The following is a 17,017-nucleotide window of genomic DNA, read 5'->3' as shown; positions in this document are numbered from 1 at the left end:
ATGAGTGAGGTATTGCTGAAATATTTGCCCGAACACGCCGTTCCGCCTTGTTTTGAACTCATCAAAGCTAATAACGTGCATTTGAAGATTGTCAACGAGCGCGTTACCCGTCACGGCGATTACCGAAGACATCCCGACGGTTTTCATCAGATTACGGTGAATGCCAGTTTGAACAAGTACCGTTTTCTGATTACCTTAATTCACGAAATAGCCCATTTGGTCGCTTTTGAAAAATACGGCAGAATGATTAAACCCCACGGCGACGAGTGGAAACTCACGTTTCAGCGGTTGATGGTGCCGTTTATCCGTCCGGAGATTTTTCCGGCGCAGCTTTTGCCTTTGCTGGCACGCCATTTCAGAAATCCGAAAGCAAGCAGCGACACCGATGCAACCTTATCTTTGGCGCTAAAACAATTTGACCCGGTTAGCGATAAAAATTATATCTTTGAGATTCCGTACGGTAGTACTTTTCGTATTCACAACGGGAAGATCTTCAAGAAGATAGCTCTTCGGACCAAGCGGTATGAGTGTATAGAAGTGAATTCCGGAAGAATTTACCTCTTTAACCCCAATGCAGAAGTGGAATTGTTGCCGGCCTAATTTAAACATTATCCTGTAATAGTCTTTACTAAGCCGTATCGGATGTTTACTCAATCACAAATCAGAATTGTATCAGAAAAGAATAACTTTAGCAATGCGGTAACCCGGTTGCGCAACCATTAGAAAAATGAACAAGAATTATTACGCCATAGTAATGGCCGGCGGGGTAGGTTCCCGATTCTGGCCTGTAAGTACCGCTGATTTTCCAAAACAGTTTCACGATATGTTGGGAACCGGGGAAACCTTGATTCAAAAAACGTTCAGCCGATTGTCGCAACTGATTCCGAAAGAGAATATCTTAATTCTTACCAATGAAGTATACAACGATTTGATTCTGGAACAACTGCCTTCCGTAAAGCAAGAGCAAATTGTTTTGGAGCCGGCAATGCGCAACACCGCCCCTTGTATTTTATACGCATCCCTGAAAATCAAAAAAGAAAACCCCGATGCCTTAATAGTGGTGGCTCCAAGCGACCACTGGATAGAAGACGAGGTACAGTTTTGCGCGAATCTGCAACGCGCTTTCGATTTTTGCGAAAGAGAAGATACACTCATGACGTTGGGGATTTTACCGACTTTTCCCAATACGGGTTACGGGTATATCGAATACGACAAACTGGATTCCCGTCCGATTAAAAAAGTGGTGCAGTTCCGTGAAAAACCGGATTATGCCACCGCCAGAAAATTTATCCAGAGCCGTAACTTTTTATGGAATGCCGGAATATTCGTATGGAGCGTACAATCAGTTTTAAAAGCTTTTGAACATTACAATCCCGCGATGTATTCACAATTTATGGATGGATATAAGGCGTTAAATACTCCCGACGAGAAAGCATTTATAAAAGAAAATTATCGTAAAGCCGAAAACATTTCTGTAGACTATGCCATTCTGGAAAAAGCGCAGAATGTATACGTTTTGCCCGCCACTTTCGACTGGAACGATTTGGGAACCTGGGGCTCTTTATACGACAAACTGCCGAAAGACGAACAGGATAATGCTGTGGTTAACGCAACCGTTATACTGGAAAATGCATCTAATAATATAATTCGTACAGAAGGCAAGAAACTGGTGGTGGTAGATGGCCTTCAGGATTTTATAATTGTCGATAAAGACGACGTGCTGTTAATCTATCCGAAAGGGAAGGAGCAGGAGATAAAAAGGATTACTGCAATAGCTAATGAAATGAAATAATTTACCGTAATCTATAATTGTAATGAAACAAAGCCTGCTTGCTTTTTTATTTTTTTTAGTTTCTAATTTCACCTTTGGTCAATTAAACAATTTTACCTTGCAGGTAACCCCTACCGGCGAGACTTGTAGTGGTAATGGAATGCTTGCTTTTACGGTTTCCAATACAACGCCTGGGGCCTCAATTGTATATACGATTTATCATCTGCCTGATGTGACCACACCAATCGCTATAACGGGAAGTGCCAGTGTCACAGGACTTGTTGCCGGGAATTATAGAGTAGTTGCTACACAGTCTTTAGGAGCACAGTCCAATACGCAACAGCAGGATGTTACGATTGTGAACCAGATAGCGCCTTTTCTGTACAGTCTTACAAGTCAAAGGGTTATTTGTGGGAATGATGGTAAAATTACTGTGACTGTAACTCAGGGAACTGCCGTGAATTATGAAATCATAGCCGGCCCGATGACTATGCCGCTTCAAGCCTCCAATGTATTTACGGGTTTAGTGGCAGGGTTGTATCAGGTACGGGTTTTTAATACCTGTGGGGATGGAATTGTAAGAGACGTGACAGTAGAATCGTCCAATCCTAATATTAATTTTATCAGTCTCGATTCCGGAAATTTTACCTGTTCTACTATAGGTATTACCGCCGTAATTGAGAGCGGAACCACAACGTTACAAAACATTATTGCTTACCCGCTGCAGGTGCAGTGTACTGTTTTTCCGCCTTCCGGTGCGCCGATTATAGTCAATCAAACCTTTGCAAATGGCAATCCGATTACTAGTCAGCTTGGTTTGCAAATACCATTTTTTTATGATCAGCCGTATACCTATAATTTTTCGATAACCGATGCTTGCGGTAATGTTTACCAACAAAATAATAATTTAATTCACAAGCAATTAGGACTTTGGGTTTCAGAATCGTTAAAGGAAGATTGTGTTAGAAAAATGACAATTGCGCCTGTTGATTTTGTTGCACCGTTTACCATTAGCTTTCTTTCTGCACCGGCAGGATTTAACCCTGTAAACTATAATGCCAATCATCCCGGTCCTTTTACGGAGGCAGTGGAATATACCAGTACTTCTAATTATCCGGATGGTACATACGTAATTCAAATTACCGATGCCTGCGGACGAACCCTAACCCAAAATCATACTGTTGGCGAAATTCCTTTAACCTTTACCATAACCGAACATGTGATAGACTGTGGAAAATATATGTCAATCAGAGTCACGGATCCGGTAAGTTTTACCGTCGAATTTTTATCGGCACCAGCGGGATTTAATCCGCTGCAGTATAATGCGCTTCACCCCGGACCTTTTTTTGCACAGGCCGATTATTATAATGCTACTACCCCTTATCCGGAAGGAACCTATGTGATTAAGATTACAGACAATTGCGGGCGAACAGCGACAAAATCCATAACGACCGTACCGCTCTCCCTGCCTTTAAGTACCAATCTGTTGCCGGGTTGTGCGGTAGGAACCGGGTCACTGCAAATGCAAATGACATTCGCGTTTCAGTCTGTAACTATTTTGTCTGCTCCTGCGGCTTTTGGTCAACCGTTGCCGTATGACGCAAGTGCAAACATTAACAACGATCCGAAGTTTTTCTCCATGAATTCCTTGCCGTCCGGCATCTATGTTATACGCTCGGTAGATATTTGTGGTCGTACCAGAATAGATGCGGTAAATATTCAGGGATATATAGTAACTGAAAATACAGTTAATGTTACAGAACACTGCAGTTCTTTTAGTGTGTATTTAAATCACGTGTCAAATATAGCCGTATCAAGTCACCGGGAATACCGATTACAAAAATACAATGCTACAAATGGTACCTGGGGACATCCGCAAACAGGTTTTACCGATGGGTTGCCGGCGAATAGTTTAAATTCATTAGAGTTACAGAATTCTTTTAACAATGCAACTTTAGCCTATTATGGTAAGTTCAGAGTGGTGCACGTTTATGACGTTTATCCGTCAGGCGGTGATATTGATCAGATTCGGTGTGAAGACGTGCTGAAAGAATTCGAATATACCGTTGGGCCAAAAATCCGTAACATTTACAGTTATTCCTGTTCCAACAGTCTTTTTGATGTGATTGTAGAGGCAGAAGGTTTCATTCCGCTACTTTATCGCATTACCACCAAAGACGGTCTGCCTTTTGCCGTAGATAACGGAAATTCAGCCTTGTTTTCAGGGTTGGGGCAGGGCGTGTACAATTTTCAGATTGAAGATGCCTGCGGGAACATTCTAAATAGGGTGTATGATATCAGTTCACCGGTAAGTTTTACCATCCAGCCCAATAATTTATGCGACGGACAACCCGGTTCGTTGTTTGTGCCTAATTTTCCGTTTTTAAGTTATGAGTGGTGGAAAGACAACGCTACATCAACCATCCTGAGCACCACCAGCACATTAAATTTCAATCCGTTTAATGCGGCCGTCCATTTTGGTGTGTATCATGTGCGCATAACCAATCCGAGTGATCCGGATTCCTGCTTAAATACTGTGCTGGATTTTACCATTTCAGGTGATTTGAGCAATCCCGAAGCCGGAACCGGAAGCACTACTCTTTTTTGCGGCAATCCTAACAGCGTCAACCTGTTCAATTATCTGTCAGGGAATTATGCTGTCAACGGAATCTGGGAAGAAATATCAGACAGTGGTATGCTGATCAACCATATTTGGAATGCAACCAATGTTCCGTCAGGAGTTTACAGTTTTAAATATACCGTATACGGATTGTGTAATTTTAATGATGAAGCTGTCGTGACCTTTACCATAAGCCCGGTTCCGTTAAGTCCGGAAGCCAATGTCAATCCTTTAGTTTGCGAAGGCGAAACCTTAGAACTTTTCACTACCGAAGTTCCCGATGCTGTTTACCAATGGACAGGGCCAAACGGTTTTACGTCCAACGAGCAAAACCCGGTAATCACCAATGTTACGGAAGCAAATCAGGGAACTTATGCCGTAATAGCCATAGTAAACGGATGTGAATCAGCACCGGATACCGTTGAGGTAACAGTTGGTGAACTGCCCTACTTTTCAACGACCAATACCTGCGACGGAAGCCAGACTATTCTGTCGGCAGAAATGCTCAATCCTGATTTAGATTTGGAAGACGTAACCTATACCTGGACATATCCTGACGGTACTACCGTTAGTACGAATCCAATCAACGTTACCGGAGGCATGACCGGAACGTATACTTTAACGATAACTACTGCTGAAGGCTGCTCTTATACCGGGCCGGTTACGGTAAACTGTACATCTTGCGGAATTCCACGAGGCGTATCGGCTAACAATGATGGCTCCAATGATGAATTCGACTTGTCCTGTCTGGAAGGGATTGTCAATGTGAAAATTTTCAACCGTTACGGAGTAAACGTGTACGAATTGGACAATTATGTTAACGAATGGAAAGGTCAGGACTTTAAAGGACGATTGTTGCCGCCGGCTACCTATTACTACCATATCAAATTTGAAAACGGTGACAGTAAAACCGGCTGGGTGTACCTGAATTATTAAGAAAATTAAAGCATGAAAAAAGGAGTCGTTTAGACTCCTTTTTTATTATAATTTATCTGCCTTGTTCTGGGCTTTTCGTACCTTTTTAAACAATTCCGACGAATACACAAAATCCACAATGGCTTCGTTATCGGTTTTGAAGATTTCTTTTTTGGTGCCTTCCCAGGCCAGAACACCTTCTTTTAAGAACACGATTTTTTCCCCGATTTCCATTACCGAGTTCATATCGTGGGTGTTGATAACCGTGGTAATGTTGTATTCTTCCGTAATCTCCTGAATCAGGTTGTCTATAACCACTGCCGTTTTCGGATCCAGTCCGGAATTCGGTTCGTCACAAAAAAGATAACGTGGGTTGTTTACAATCGCCCGGGCAATGGCCACCCGTTTCTGCATTCCTCCGGAAATCTCGGACGGTTTCTTTTTGTGGGCGTTAATCAGTTTTACGCGGTCAATTACAAAATCTACCCGTTCCTGAATTTCCCTGGCATTTTTGTTGCTGAACATTTTCAGCGGGAAACCGATATTTTCTTCCACCGTCATCGAGTCAAACAGCGCACTGCCCTGAAATACCATCCCGATTTCGGTACGCAGTTCCCTTTTTTCATCCGCATTCATTTCGGAATAGATTCGGCCGTCAAAAGCAATAATGCCGGTGTCTACGGTGTGAATACCCAACAAACTCTTAAGCAAAACCGTTTTACCCGAACCGGATTGTCCGATAATTAAATTGGTTTTTCCGGTTTCGAAAGTCGTGGTAATGCCTTTTAAAACCTTCTGGTCGCCAAAGGATTTTTCTACATTTTTAACCTCAATCATCTTCTTATTTGCTTAACAGTAATTGTGTCAGGATATAATTCATCAAAATAATCGCCACCGACGTCCAAACGAAGGAAGTCGTACTCGCTTTTCCCACTTCCAGCGCACCGCCTTTCATGTAATACCCGTGAAACGACGGAATGGTTGCCAACAAAAAGGCAAAAACCACCGTTTTGATAAACGCATAGGTTACGTGAAACGGAATAAACTCCACCTGTAGTCCGGTCTGGAATTCAGTACTGGTTGCGAAACCGCCGTAAACCCCGGCAATCCAACCGCCTAAAATCCCTAAAAACATCGATAAACCAATCACGAACGGATACAGCATTAAGGCTATGATTTTCGGGAAAACCAAATAGTTCAGGGAATTTACGCCCATCACTTCCAGCGCGTCAATTTGTTCGGTCACGCGCATTGTTCCGATACTGGAGGTGATAAACGACCCCACTTTACCCGCCATAATGATGGAAATAAAGGTAGGGGCAAACTCCAGAATAACCGACTGACGCGTCGCAAAACCAATCAGATATCTCGGAATTAACGGATTGGTCAGGTTCAGAGCCGTCTGAATCGCCACCACCCCGCCCACGAAGAACGAAATGAACGCCACGATGCCTAACGAACCAATTACCAAATCATCAATTTCCTTCATGATGAGCTGTTTCATCATCGACCATTTGGTGGGTTTGTTGAAGACCTCCTTCAACATCAAAAAGTATTTTCCTATCTGGGATAAATATCGAATCATGCGTGTAAAAATATCCGCTAAAATAGTAAGAAGTTATGAGTTATGTAGTATGTGCTGTGAGTTTTTTGGGCGTGTCCTTTCAGGTCGGGCTATCCGCTGTATCTTTTATTCCGCGATGCTCCATAAAAGGATGCCGCTGCTATCCCTCACGCGGAAGTGGCTTACCCTTTTACGATTGGTTTGTAAATCTCCGTTCTTAAAACAATTTTTCTTTCATCTTCTTCCAACGATAACGCCGCACAAATTTAGCCTGCTCCGGGGTAACCAGCATCGTTTTTTTCTCTGATTGCGCTTTCCAGAACCCTTTCAGATAATCCAAAAACAACAGCGGTTTGCCTTTGCGCATTGCCAGTTTTACCGAAGCTATTGCCGTGATGAAAAAACCGTAACCCAAGGTGTAAAAGGCTTCCCCTTGTTTGTAACGCGAGGCTTTGTTGTAGTTCGCTCCGGTGGGTTTTAAGTGTTTTACTTTCAGCGAGGCATCCGTAACCACTTTCCAGTTATAGAATTTGCAAAGCAGTTCGTCTGCGGTATCCCAGCCCATAGCCGGTTTCAGTCCGCCGATTTGTTCAAAACACACTTTTCGGTAGGCTTTAAATGCGCCGCGAATGTGGTCTTTATCGGTTAAATTTTCTAAAATCCAGTCGCCGTTTTTCTCGATGTAGGCAAAACCGCCCGCCATTCCGATGGTTTCATCACTTTTAAAATGACGGATAATCGTTTCGAAATAGTTATTCGGAAAAATTAAATCCGCATCGGCTTTTACTATGAAATCGTAATGGTCGTCCAGCGTTTCCAAACCTTTCTGAAACGCCTGAATCACTTTGCTGCCCGGCAAATGAATCGCGTCCGAGGTTTTATTGGTCAAGGTAATCCACGGATATTTCTGTGCAAATTCCTGAACAATTTCAGCCGTTCGATCGGTAGAATTATCATTCACGACCACCACTTTCGCAGGCAAAACAGTTTGCTTTACCAACGAATCGAGAGTCAGAGCAATAAACTTTTCTTCGTTATGCGACGGAATTACGATGTAATATTTCATAATTGTACAAAAGTAGTGTGTAAATATCTTTATTTTTGTGGGATTAGAAAAATTACCGGCTTGGAAAAGAAGACAATCGCTTTTATCGAACTCGAAACGCATTCCGCGTTGTTGGAGCAATGGTATCTGCTTGTGAAGGAAATGCCGTCGATAGCATTTTATTTCTTCGTCAGTCCAAAAGTGAAAAGCAAAATCACCGCGATTCCGGTCGATTGTATGATGGTGGTGCACAATCCCAAAGAAATCGAAAAAGAACTTGCCGGTTTCGATGCTGTTGTAGTCAACACGTTTCACCGAAATTTTGAGCAGTACCGGATGATTTTTCAGCAAAAGAAAAGCCTTGTAGTACTGCACAACCTGAATTTCAGCCTGTTTCTGCAATCGGTAAATGCGAAAAACATCTGGCCGGAGCGAAAACGACTGACTTATTTTTTAAAGTTGTACTGCCTTGAAAAAATAGCTTCAGGAAGAAAAACAGTTTTGCAAGCCGACAATTTTGGTGTGCTGTCGCAAAGTCTTTTGGATGAGGTGAATAGCCGTAGTTCATTCGGAGCCAAAACCAAACTGCTACAGCTTAATTACTGTAACTCGTTCTCGTTACCAAAGGAGGAAACGCTTCAGCTTGTCATGCCGGGCAATGTTTCCAATAAGCGCAAAGATATCAGAACGTTGTTTGAAATCCTTCCGAAGTTACAGCCGCAAACCAAACTGCATTTCACCTTTTTGGGGAAACCGGAATCGGATGCGGTGCTGCAACAGCTGGAAGAATTAAAGCAAAAATGTTCTGCTCAAATCGAAATTACCCATTACCACCAGTTCATCCCGTGGGAAGAATACAGCCGCGTGATAGCCAAAGCCCATTTGTTGTTGTGTCCGATTAAAAACGAAACGTCCTTTTATTTAGTGGACGAAATCTACGGTAAAACCAAAGTAAGCGGGAGCGAAGCAGACTGCATTTACAACGGAAAAATCGGTTTATTTCCAACGTCGTATCCGAAAATGAACTGGCACAACCTGTACTACGAAAACGCTCAGGACTTGGAATCCATTTTGAATCACCTGACCTTTGAACAACTTGCCGGAGAATACGAAAAACTGCAGCCGTATTTAAACCAGTATACTTTTGAAAGCGTAAAAAACAAACTCGAAAACCAATTGTTACAGTTGGTAAACTCCTAAAAAAATGCTGAAACTTTTAATCAAAATGGCCTATCAGTTCTGGCCGTCGTTATACAAAAAGCGTTATTACAAAACACTGGATTCCTTGTCCACCGGAAACTACAAATGCGAACCAGAGTTGTTGTACCTACAGCAAATTCTGAAACCGGATTCCGTGTTTATCGACATCGGTACCAACAAAGGCATTTATCTGTATCAGGCGGAAAAAGTCATCACCACCGGAAAAGTAATCGGCTTTGAACCCAATAGAAGCTTGGTTAATTATATCAAACCGTTATTTCCGAAAGCTGAAATTTATCCGTTAGCGGTTTCTTCACAATCCGGAACGGCTGTCTTGAACATTCCCAAGAAAGGAAACAGCTTGCAAGACACGCGCGCTTCCCTAGAGGCCATGGGCGAGGACGTAGAAAAAGTAGAAATCCAAATGGTGGCGCTGGACGAATTTGCAAAAGAAAAGCAATGGTCTAAAATCGATGTGGTAAAAATCGATGTGGAAGGGCACGAATTCGATACCATAAAAGGTTGTGCCGAAATCCTGAAAACCATTCAGCCGATTTTCATCATCGAAATCGAATTGCGCCACGCGCATTACCCGATTAAAGACATTTTTGATTTCATCATCGGGTTTGGCTATGAGGTGTTTTACTTCGACAGAAAAACGCTTAAAACCGTTCCGTTCGATTACAACCAAATGGCCGATTTTCAGAAAGACGATTATCTGAACGATTTTAATTTGTACATTAATAACTTTATTTTTATACCGAAAGGGATTTAACCGCAAAGTTAGCAAAGAAGGCGCTAGGTCCGCAAAGCTAAAGGATAGGTTGAAAAGAAATAATCTTTGCGTACTTTGTGCAAACCATAGCGACCCTTGCGGTAAAATTATAAGTATAGAAACAAGATAAATGCGGCTCTTACAGTTAAATTGAAATTGATAAGAAATTGAAAAACCTTTGCGTACTTTGTGCAAACCATAGCGACCTTTGCGGTAAAATTATAAGTATAGAAGCAAGACAAATGCGGCTCTTACAGTTAAATTAAATTGATAATAAATCGAAAAACCTTTGCGTACTTTGCGGAACCATTGCGACCTTTGCGGTTAAATTGAAATTGATAAGAAATTGAAAAACCATTGCGACCCTTGCGGTTAAATTATGAGTGTAGTAGCAAGACAAAGTTTAAAATACAGTATTGTAGGCTATTTCAGCACGTTGATAGGTATCCTGTCAACCGTATTCCTGTATCCGCACGATTTGGTTTTTGCCGGGAAGATTCAGTACATTTTGCCTACGGCTTTGTTGGTGCTGCCGTTGATTACTTTCGGCATCATGCACGCCAACGTTCGGTTTTATCCGAAAATGGAGCAGTCGCAAAACCAGCACAATCTGTTGAAGTATTCCATTTGGTTTATCTTCCGGAATTTTGTAATCGTAACGGTTTTGTTTTGGGGGCTGTCTTATTTTATCCAACAAATCCGGGAAACACAGTTTTATGCTTTTGCGGAATACATTTTTCCAGTGATGTTGTGTCTGGCGCTCATTCAGCTGTTTTCCCGTTTCATTTCGATTAAAAAACGCATTGTCGTTCCCAATATTTTCGAAAACGTTTTTCCGAAATTAGGATTGATATTTGCCTTCGGTGCGTATTACTTTTTAAAAGTGGAAGCCATTACTGCGATTTGGATTGTCGTGTTGTTCTTCGTGCTGGCGTTAATCGGAATGTTTGTCTATGTACAGCGCTTAGATCGTTTCACCGGAAAGACTTCCTTCGCCTTTTTAAAAGAAAACAACTTCCGGAAAGAACTGATGGAATACTCGTTCTACACTTTCTTCGGGAGTTTAGGTTCGATTGTGGCCCTCAATATTGATGCTTTTATGATAGGGGAATTCATTGACGATTTCTCGCAATTGGCCATTTACAACACTTCCGCGAATTTAGTGCGCATGATTACCGTTCCGGCGTTGGGCGTGTACACGATTTCCGCCCCGATTATCGCCAAATACATTGAAGAACACAACATGGGTGATTTAAAAGTTCTGCATCAGAAAACGTCTTTCTATCTGTTCACTATGGGGGCAGTTTTGTTTGGATTGGTCGCTTCCGGCATCGAAGACTTGTTTATGCTGATGAAAAACGGCAGCGAGTTAGCCAAAGGGCTTCCGGTGGTTTACATTCTAGGTTTTGCACTTTTATTCGATTTGGCCACCGGTTTTAACGGTTACATCATCAGCAATTCCAAATACTTCAAATTCAACAACACGACGACCATTGCTTTGGCCTTGCTAACGATTGTTAACAACTTAATTTTCCTGATGATTTTTAAAATGGGAATTATCGGTGTGGCAATTGCTACGGCCATTTCGCTTACGGTGTACAACCTGATTAAAATTGTGTTCAACTACCGTAAATTCGGCGTGCATCCTTTTAGTACGAAGTATTTTTATGTTTTAGGACTGCTGATTGTTGTTCTGGTAGTGGGGTATTTCCTGCCGGATTTTGACAATAAATTTGTGACCCTTTGCTACAAACCGCTAATCGCTTTTGGGATTTTTGCATTTGGAAACCGGGTTTTCAGCATTATTCCGGTGAAAGAGGTACTGCCGAAGTCATTGTTTAAATAAGGACTTTATTTTGCCGGGAGCTGAGGTTTCCGAAACGATACTCAATTCTTGTACAGCGGACAAACAACCAGAGTGGTAACAGCAACAGTTCGGCATAATGTTGATGCAATTCTTCATCGGGAATACCGGGCGTATGATTGCAAGTCCCATTAAGCGTCATGTCTATTGCGGCAACTACTTTTCTCATCTGTCATACAATTTTAGAGTTAGGCACAATGGTCGTGAACGTTTAAAGGCCTGACTGTCGTTGCGACAAATATGCTTTAAAATATACGCCCGAACCTTTGAAGGGTTTTCATTTAAGAGTTAAAACAGCAATGTTTTTTAAATCCGATATTAGCCAAAGCATTTTTAAGACTGATTTCCCAGTATCTTTTTAAGTATCACAATCTGTCCTAAATGATAGTAGCTGTGTTCAATCATGGCGTCAATGTTTCGGGAATACGAGCCGTACTTTTCGTCAACGAAATTTTCACTGAGTTTCTTTTCTGGCATTTTTTCAATTAATGTTGCAAATTCTTCGGCATCGTTCCAAAAGGCAGTGAGGAATGTTTCCCATTCTTTTTGGGAGTTCATTTCCGGGAAGTCAAAACTGTACTTATCACTGATTTCTAAATGCCCTCCCAGCAATACATTTTTTACGCCTTTGATGTAATAGTGAATGTGTTGGGCAAGAGTAGCTATGGTATTGAGATTTTGAAGTTTTGTTGTGGCAATTTCCCAATTCAGAGTATTTAATTCCCTCCTGAAATTTGTATTTGCAATCCAGATGCCGTTTAGAATTACTTCCCGAAATCGATTTGCAAGGCTTGATTGATTAGTCATTTTTTCAAGGTTTGATAAAAATAGTACATCTAATTTACAGATTCGCGTGTAAACTAATTAAAATAAAATTCCCTCCGCCAAAATCTCCCCAAAGCTAATTGCTGAAAACGTTCAGCTGAAAACGTCCCACTAAACCCGATACACGATCGCATTGATGTTCATCCCGCTTCCCACGGAAGCAAACAAAATCACATCGCCTTTTGCAATCGATTGGTTCGCAATTTTGCCTTTTACAATTAAATCGTATAGCGTAGGAACCGTAGCCACACTGGAATTGCCCAGTTCGTGAATGCTCATCGGCATAATTCCTTCCGGCGGGGTTTGTTTGTAAATTTTGTAGAAGCGCTGGATAATCGCCTCGTCCATCTTTTCATTCGCCTGATGGATTAAAACTTTTTTTACTTCTGAGATGTCGAAGCCGCTTTTGTCCAAACAGCTTGCCATGGCTTTCGGGACCTGGCTTAACGCAAATTCGTATATTTTTCTGCCGTGCATTTTGATGTAGCGCACATCGGGGTCGTGTTCTTTGTTAAACGACTTGCCGAAGTATAAGTAATACGCTTCGTCATACGTAAACGTAGCGGTTTCATGAGCTAAAATACCGCCTGCTTCCCCGGTTGCTTCAATAATGGTCGCGCCGGCGCCATCCGAATAAATCATGGAATCCCGGTCGTGCAGATCTACCACCCGCGATAACGTTTCTGCCCCGATTACCAGACATCTTTTTGCCATACCTGCTTTAATAAATGCCTGAGCCTGAATCACGCCTTCGATCCATCCTGGGCAACCAAACAGCATGTCATAAGCCACGCATTTCGGGTTTTTGATGCGCAAATTGAATTTAACCCTTGTCGCTAAACTTGGCAGGATATCGGTCTGAATAGCTGCATGTTTTACATTCCCGAAGTTGTGGGCAAAAATGAGATAGTCTAACGTTTCAGGATCGATGTTAGCATCCGCAATTGCCTTTTTAGCAGCTATCGTTCCAATGTCGGAAGTCAGTAAGTCATCCGTCACATAACGGCGCTCCAATATCCCTGTAATGTCGTGAAACTTCTCGGTAATCACTTCGTTAGGCAAAGAGAAAGGCGTGCCGTCATCGTTTAAGAAAACGTGTTCCGAAAAATCCTTATTAGTCACCACTTTAGTAGGGATGTAACTTCCAGATCCTGTAATTCTGATGTTCATACAATAAACTTTTTACTAAGTTACTTATAAAAACGGCTAAAGGCTGTGAAAAGTTTGATAAAGCATCATTTTTAGTGAATGATGATCAAATCCCAGTTAAAATTATTGAAAGTGTTTTTATTTCTTAAACGAGTGAGAATTGTTTAAGGAAAAGGGTAAGAATAAAAAGGAAGAAGAATACGACTATGCTTTATATCTCATTATTGGTGTGAGCATGTTTTTAAAATACATTTTTGATACAATTCCAGAACTATACATACCAGCTTCAAAGGTAAACCTGAGTTAAAAGAAAAGAATTAAAAAAGCCCTTTCATCAGAAAGGGCTTTTTGTAATATAGTTAATACTGTAAACAGTTAACTAACTCTCAATATACGCTTCAATCGGCGCACAAGAACAAACTAAGTTTCTGTCTCCGTAAGCATCGTCAATACGTCTAACGCTTGGCCAGAATTTGTTCTCGGCAATATACTCCAACGGAAACGCCGCTTTCTCTCTCGAATACGGGAAATCCCAACGCTCAGCCGTTAACATAGCCAATGTATGCGGTGCATTGTGTAACACGGTGTTATGATCGTCAGCAGAAGATTCTTCAATCTCTTTGCGGATGGCAATCAACGCATCACAAAAACGGTCTAACTCCGCTAAATCTTCCGATTCGGTTGGTTCAATCATCAAGGTTCCAGCCACTGGGAAAGAAACCGTTGGCGCATGGAATCCGTAGTCCATTAAACGTTTGGCAATATCGCCCACTTCCACGCCTTTTTGTTTGAATTCACGACAGTCCAAAATCATTTCGTGAGCCGCACGTCCCATTTCCCCTGAATATAAAATCGGGTAGTGTCCTTCGAAACGCGCTTTCATGTAGTTCGCATTCAAAATCGCATGCTCGGTAGAAGAACGCAAGCCTTCAGCACCTAACATACAGATGTAACCGTACGAAATCAAACATACCAAAGCCGAACCGTAAGGTGCCGCCGAGATAGCCGAAATAGCGTTTTTACCACCTGTAGCCACAACAGGGTTAGTTGGTAAGAAGTCAACCAATTTCTCGTTCACACAGATGGGTCCAACTCCAGGGCCACCACCACCGTGAGGAATCGCGAAAGTTTTGTGTAAGTTTAAGTGACAAACATCAGCCCCAATCGTAGCCGGGTTGGTTAACCCTACCTGCGCGTTCATGTTCGCCCCGTCCATGTATACCAATCCGCCGTTGTCGTGGATGATTTGCGTAATTTCAATAATGGAAGATTCATAAACCCCGTGTGTAGAAGGGTACGTTACCATCAGACAAGACAAATCGTCTTTGTGCTCAATCGCTCTGGCTCTTAAATCTTCCACGTCGATGTTTCCTTCCGGAGTCGTTTTGGTCACGATGATTTTCATGCCCGCCATCGCTGCAGAAGCCGGATTGGTTCCGTGTGCCGATGAAGGTATCAAACAAACGTTACGGTGTCCTTCACCTCTTGAGATGTGGTACGCGCGAATCGCCATTAAACCGGCATATTCTCCCTGGGCGCCTGAGTTAGGCTGTAAGGAGGTGCCTTTGAAACCGGTAATCACCGTCAACTGCTGCTCTAATTTTTTAAGCATGGTCAAATATCCTTGTACCTGATCCGCCGGAGCAAACGGGTGAATGCTGTTCCAGTTCGGCATCGACAACGGTAGCATTTCAGCCGCCGCGTTTAGTTTCATGGTACAGGAACCTAACGAAATCATCGAATGGTTCAGGGATAAGTCTTTACGCTCTAATTTTTTGATATAACGCATCAATTGGCTTTCCGAATGATGGCTGTTGAACACCTCGTGTTTCAAAAACGATGAGGTGCGGATTAATTTTTCAGGTAAATGAGTTTCAGTAGCCAATTCAGAAACATGAACTGCTGATTTTCCAACGGCTTCTGCGAAAATCGCCACAATCGTATTGATGTCCGAAAGGGAAGTCGTTTCGTTGAAAGAAATGGAAACGCTCTCGTTGTTCGGATAGAAGAAGTTGACTTCGTTTTTCTCGGCAATCGCTCTTACTTTAGTCGCATCGGCTTTCACTAAAAGCGTGTCAAAGAAAGCAGTGTTAACCTGATTTACGCCGATGATAGAAAGCGCTTTAGCAGCCGTAACTGCCGAAGCATGTACTTTATTTGCAATGTACTGTAATCCTTTCGGTCCGTGGTAAACGGCATACATTCCGGCCATTACCGCTAACAATACCTGAGCGGTACAGATGTTAGACGTTGCTTTTTCGCGTTTGATGTGTTGCTCACGGGTGCCTAAGGCCATACGTAAAGCAGGATTACCGTTAGCGTCGATAGAAACCCCGATAATTCTGCCCGGCATGGAGCGTTTGTATTCGTCTTTAGTGGCAAAATAAGCAGCGTGAGGTCCGCCGTAACCCATCGGAATTCCGAAACGTTGTGTGGTTCCTACTACTACATCCGCTCCTAATTCTCCCGGAGGCGTTAATTTTACTAACGATAAAATATCTGCAGCAACGGCTACTTTAATTTCTTTCGCTTTGGCCGTGTTGATGAAACCGGCGTAATCGTAAACCTGTCCGTATTTGCCAGGGTATTGTATGATCGCTCCGAAGAATTCTTCCGAAAAATCAAACGCTTCGTGATTACCAACAACTAATTCGATACCGTGTGGCGTAGCACGCGTTTGTAATACCGATAGGGTTTGGGGTAAAATCTCTTCCGAAACAAAAAATTTGTTAACATTGTTTTTCTTCTGGTCGCGGGTTCTTACGTCGAACAATAACGCCATGGCTTCCGCAGCAGCCGTTGCTTCGTCCAGCAAAGAAGCGTTGGCGATTTCCATTCCGGTCAATTCGATAATGGTAGTCTGGTAGTTCAGCAAAGCCTCTAAACGGCCCTGTGCGATTTCCGCCTGATACGGAGTATATGCCGTGTACCATCCCGGGTTTTCGAAAATATTTCTCTGAATAACCGGCGGTACAATGGCAGGGTGATACCCTAAACCGATGTACGATTTGAATACTTTATTTTTGGCCCCCAACTGCGTAATATGCGTTAAATACTCATATTCCGTCATGGCGGGGTCTAATTGTAAATCCTGTTTTAAACGAATTCCGTCAGGGAAGGTTTCGTAAAGCAATTGAGCCATGTCCTTTACCCCAATGGTTTTGAACATGTGTTGCAAATCCGATTCTCTCGGACCAATGTGTCTTAAAGCAAATGCATCTGTTTTCATCAGTTGTCTGTACTGTTTGTTTAAGTGTTTGGGGCTGAACCTCAAACGAGATTAAGTTGT

Annotated in this window: 13 protein-coding genes; 6 read left to right on the top strand and 7 right to left on the bottom strand. The window is 42.4% G+C overall.

All coding sequences use genetic code 11. The annotated features are described in order from the left end of the window. The 3 genes from G498_RS0112345 (at nucleotide 1) to G498_RS0112335 (ending at nucleotide 5,327) form a co-directional block, all read left to right on the top strand. Nucleotides 1-600, top strand: a complete 600-nt coding sequence (locus tag G498_RS0112345; RefSeq protein WP_026981432.1) for a SprT-like domain-containing protein — start codon at nucleotides 1-3, stop codon at nucleotides 598-600. 127 nt (nucleotides 601-727) lie between these two features. Continuing rightward, nucleotides 728-1,792, top strand: coding sequence for a mannose-1-phosphate guanylyltransferase (locus G498_RS0112340; RefSeq protein WP_026981431.1), 1,065 nt, complete (start codon nucleotides 728-730; stop codon nucleotides 1,790-1,792). A gap of 97 nt (nucleotides 1,793-1,889) precedes the next feature. Next, nucleotides 1,890-5,327 carry a gliding motility-associated C-terminal domain-containing protein gene (locus G498_RS0112335; RefSeq protein ID WP_161625342.1) on the top strand — a complete coding sequence of 1,146 codons (3,438 nt, stop codon included), beginning with the start codon at nucleotides 1,890-1,892 and terminating at the stop codon, nucleotides 5,325-5,327. Nucleotides 5,328-5,372: 45 nt separating this feature from the next. On the opposite strand, the gene G498_RS0112330 is transcribed toward G498_RS0112335, so the two are convergent. From G498_RS0112330 to G498_RS0112320, 3 genes are all read right to left on the bottom strand, one after another. Continuing rightward, on the bottom strand, nucleotides 5,373-6,143 hold the full coding sequence (locus tag G498_RS0112330; protein WP_026981429.1) for an ABC transporter ATP-binding protein: 771 nt from the start codon (nucleotides 6,141-6,143) through the stop codon (nucleotides 5,373-5,375). Nucleotides 6,144-6,147: 4 nt separating this feature from the next. After that, nucleotides 6,148-6,891: an MlaE family ABC transporter permease gene (locus G498_RS0112325; RefSeq protein ID WP_035744430.1), complete on the bottom strand. Its 744-nt coding sequence runs from the start codon at nucleotides 6,889-6,891 to the stop codon at nucleotides 6,148-6,150. Nucleotides 6,892-7,087: 196 nt separating this feature from the next. After that, entirely contained in the window at nucleotides 7,088-7,936 is an 849-nt protein-coding gene (locus G498_RS0112320; protein ID WP_026981427.1) for a glycosyltransferase family 2 protein, read from the bottom strand. A 60-nt stretch (nucleotides 7,937-7,996) separates the two neighbouring features. Here G498_RS0112320 and G498_RS0112315 point away from each other — a divergent pair, with 60 nt between their 5' ends. The 3 genes from G498_RS0112315 (at nucleotide 7,997) to G498_RS0112305 (ending at nucleotide 11,736) form a co-directional block, all read left to right on the top strand. Further along, nucleotides 7,997-9,115 (top strand): glycosyltransferase family protein, encoded by a 1,119-nt coding sequence (locus tag G498_RS0112315; RefSeq protein ID WP_026981426.1) that lies wholly within the window; start codon nucleotides 7,997-7,999, stop codon nucleotides 9,113-9,115. 4 nt (nucleotides 9,116-9,119) lie between these two features. Continuing rightward, entirely contained in the window at nucleotides 9,120-9,890 is a 771-nt protein-coding gene (locus G498_RS0112310) for an FkbM family methyltransferase (protein WP_240470460.1), read from the top strand. Nucleotides 9,891-10,269: 379 nt separating this feature from the next. Beyond that, nucleotides 10,270-11,736, top strand: a complete 1,467-nt coding sequence (locus G498_RS0112305) for a lipopolysaccharide biosynthesis protein (RefSeq protein ID WP_026981424.1) — start codon at nucleotides 10,270-10,272, stop codon at nucleotides 11,734-11,736. Here G498_RS0112305 and G498_RS15925 read toward each other — a convergent pair. From G498_RS15925 to gcvP, 4 genes are all read right to left on the bottom strand, one after another. Next, nucleotides 11,729-11,923, bottom strand: a complete 195-nt coding sequence (locus tag G498_RS15925; RefSeq protein WP_205619169.1) for a hypothetical protein — start codon at nucleotides 11,921-11,923, stop codon at nucleotides 11,729-11,731. The two genes, G498_RS0112305 and G498_RS15925, sit on opposite strands and share 8 nt — an antisense overlap. A gap of 164 nt (nucleotides 11,924-12,087) precedes the next feature. After that, nucleotides 12,088-12,561 (bottom strand): hypothetical protein, encoded by a 474-nt coding sequence (locus G498_RS0112300; protein WP_026981423.1) that lies wholly within the window; start codon nucleotides 12,559-12,561, stop codon nucleotides 12,088-12,090. A 129-nt stretch (nucleotides 12,562-12,690) separates the two neighbouring features. Further along, nucleotides 12,691-13,749 (bottom strand): 3-oxoacyl-ACP synthase III family protein, encoded by a 1,059-nt coding sequence (locus G498_RS0112295; RefSeq protein ID WP_026981422.1) that lies wholly within the window; start codon nucleotides 13,747-13,749, stop codon nucleotides 12,691-12,693. Nucleotides 13,750-14,107: 358 nt separating this feature from the next. Next, a complete protein-coding gene (gene gcvP / locus G498_RS0112285) occupies nucleotides 14,108-16,957 on the bottom strand; it encodes an aminomethyl-transferring glycine dehydrogenase (protein ID WP_026981421.1) in 2,850 nt (949 codons plus the stop codon). Between the last annotated feature and the right edge of the window lie 60 nt (nucleotides 16,958-17,017).

Origin of the sequence: Flavobacterium suncheonense GH29-5 = DSM 17707, assembly GCF_000430025.1 — a bacterium.
GTDB classification, from domain to species: domain Bacteria; phylum Bacteroidota; class Bacteroidia; order Flavobacteriales; family Flavobacteriaceae; genus Flavobacterium; species Flavobacterium suncheonense.
This window is presented reverse-complemented; position numbering and strand designations above follow the sequence as displayed.

Coding starts and splice junctions, on each gene's coding strand:
- G498_RS0112345 (WP_026981432.1), top strand. CDS start 1: ATGAGTGAGGTATTGCTGAAATATTTGCCCGAACACGCCGTTCCGCCT.
- G498_RS0112340 (WP_026981431.1), top strand. CDS start 728: ATGAACAAGAATTATTACGCCATAGTAATGGCCGGCGGGGTAGGTTCC.
- G498_RS0112330 (WP_026981429.1), bottom strand. CDS start 6,143: ATGATTGAGGTTAAAAATGTAGAAAAATCCTTTGGCGACCAGAAGGTT.
- G498_RS0112325 (WP_035744430.1), bottom strand. CDS start 6,891: ATGATTCGATATTTATCCCAGATAGGAAAATACTTTTTGATGTTGAAG.
- G498_RS0112320 (WP_026981427.1), bottom strand. CDS start 7,936: ATGAAATATTACATCGTAATTCCGTCGCATAACGAAGAAAAGTTTATT.
- G498_RS0112310 (WP_240470460.1), top strand. CDS start 9,120: ATGCTGAAACTTTTAATCAAAATGGCCTATCAGTTCTGGCCGTCGTTA.
- G498_RS0112305 (WP_026981424.1), top strand. CDS start 10,270: ATGAGTGTAGTAGCAAGACAAAGTTTAAAATACAGTATTGTAGGCTAT.
- G498_RS15925 (WP_205619169.1), bottom strand. CDS start 11,923: ATGAGAAAAGTAGTTGCCGCAATAGACATGACGCTTAATGGGACTTGC.
- G498_RS0112300 (WP_026981423.1), bottom strand. CDS start 12,561: ATGACTAATCAATCAAGCCTTGCAAATCGATTTCGGGAAGTAATTCTA.
- G498_RS0112295 (WP_026981422.1), bottom strand. CDS start 13,749: ATGAACATCAGAATTACAGGATCTGGAAGTTACATCCCTACTAAAGTG.
- gcvP (WP_026981421.1), bottom strand. CDS start 16,957: ATGAAAACAGATGCATTTGCTTTAAGACACATTGGTCCGAGAGAATCG.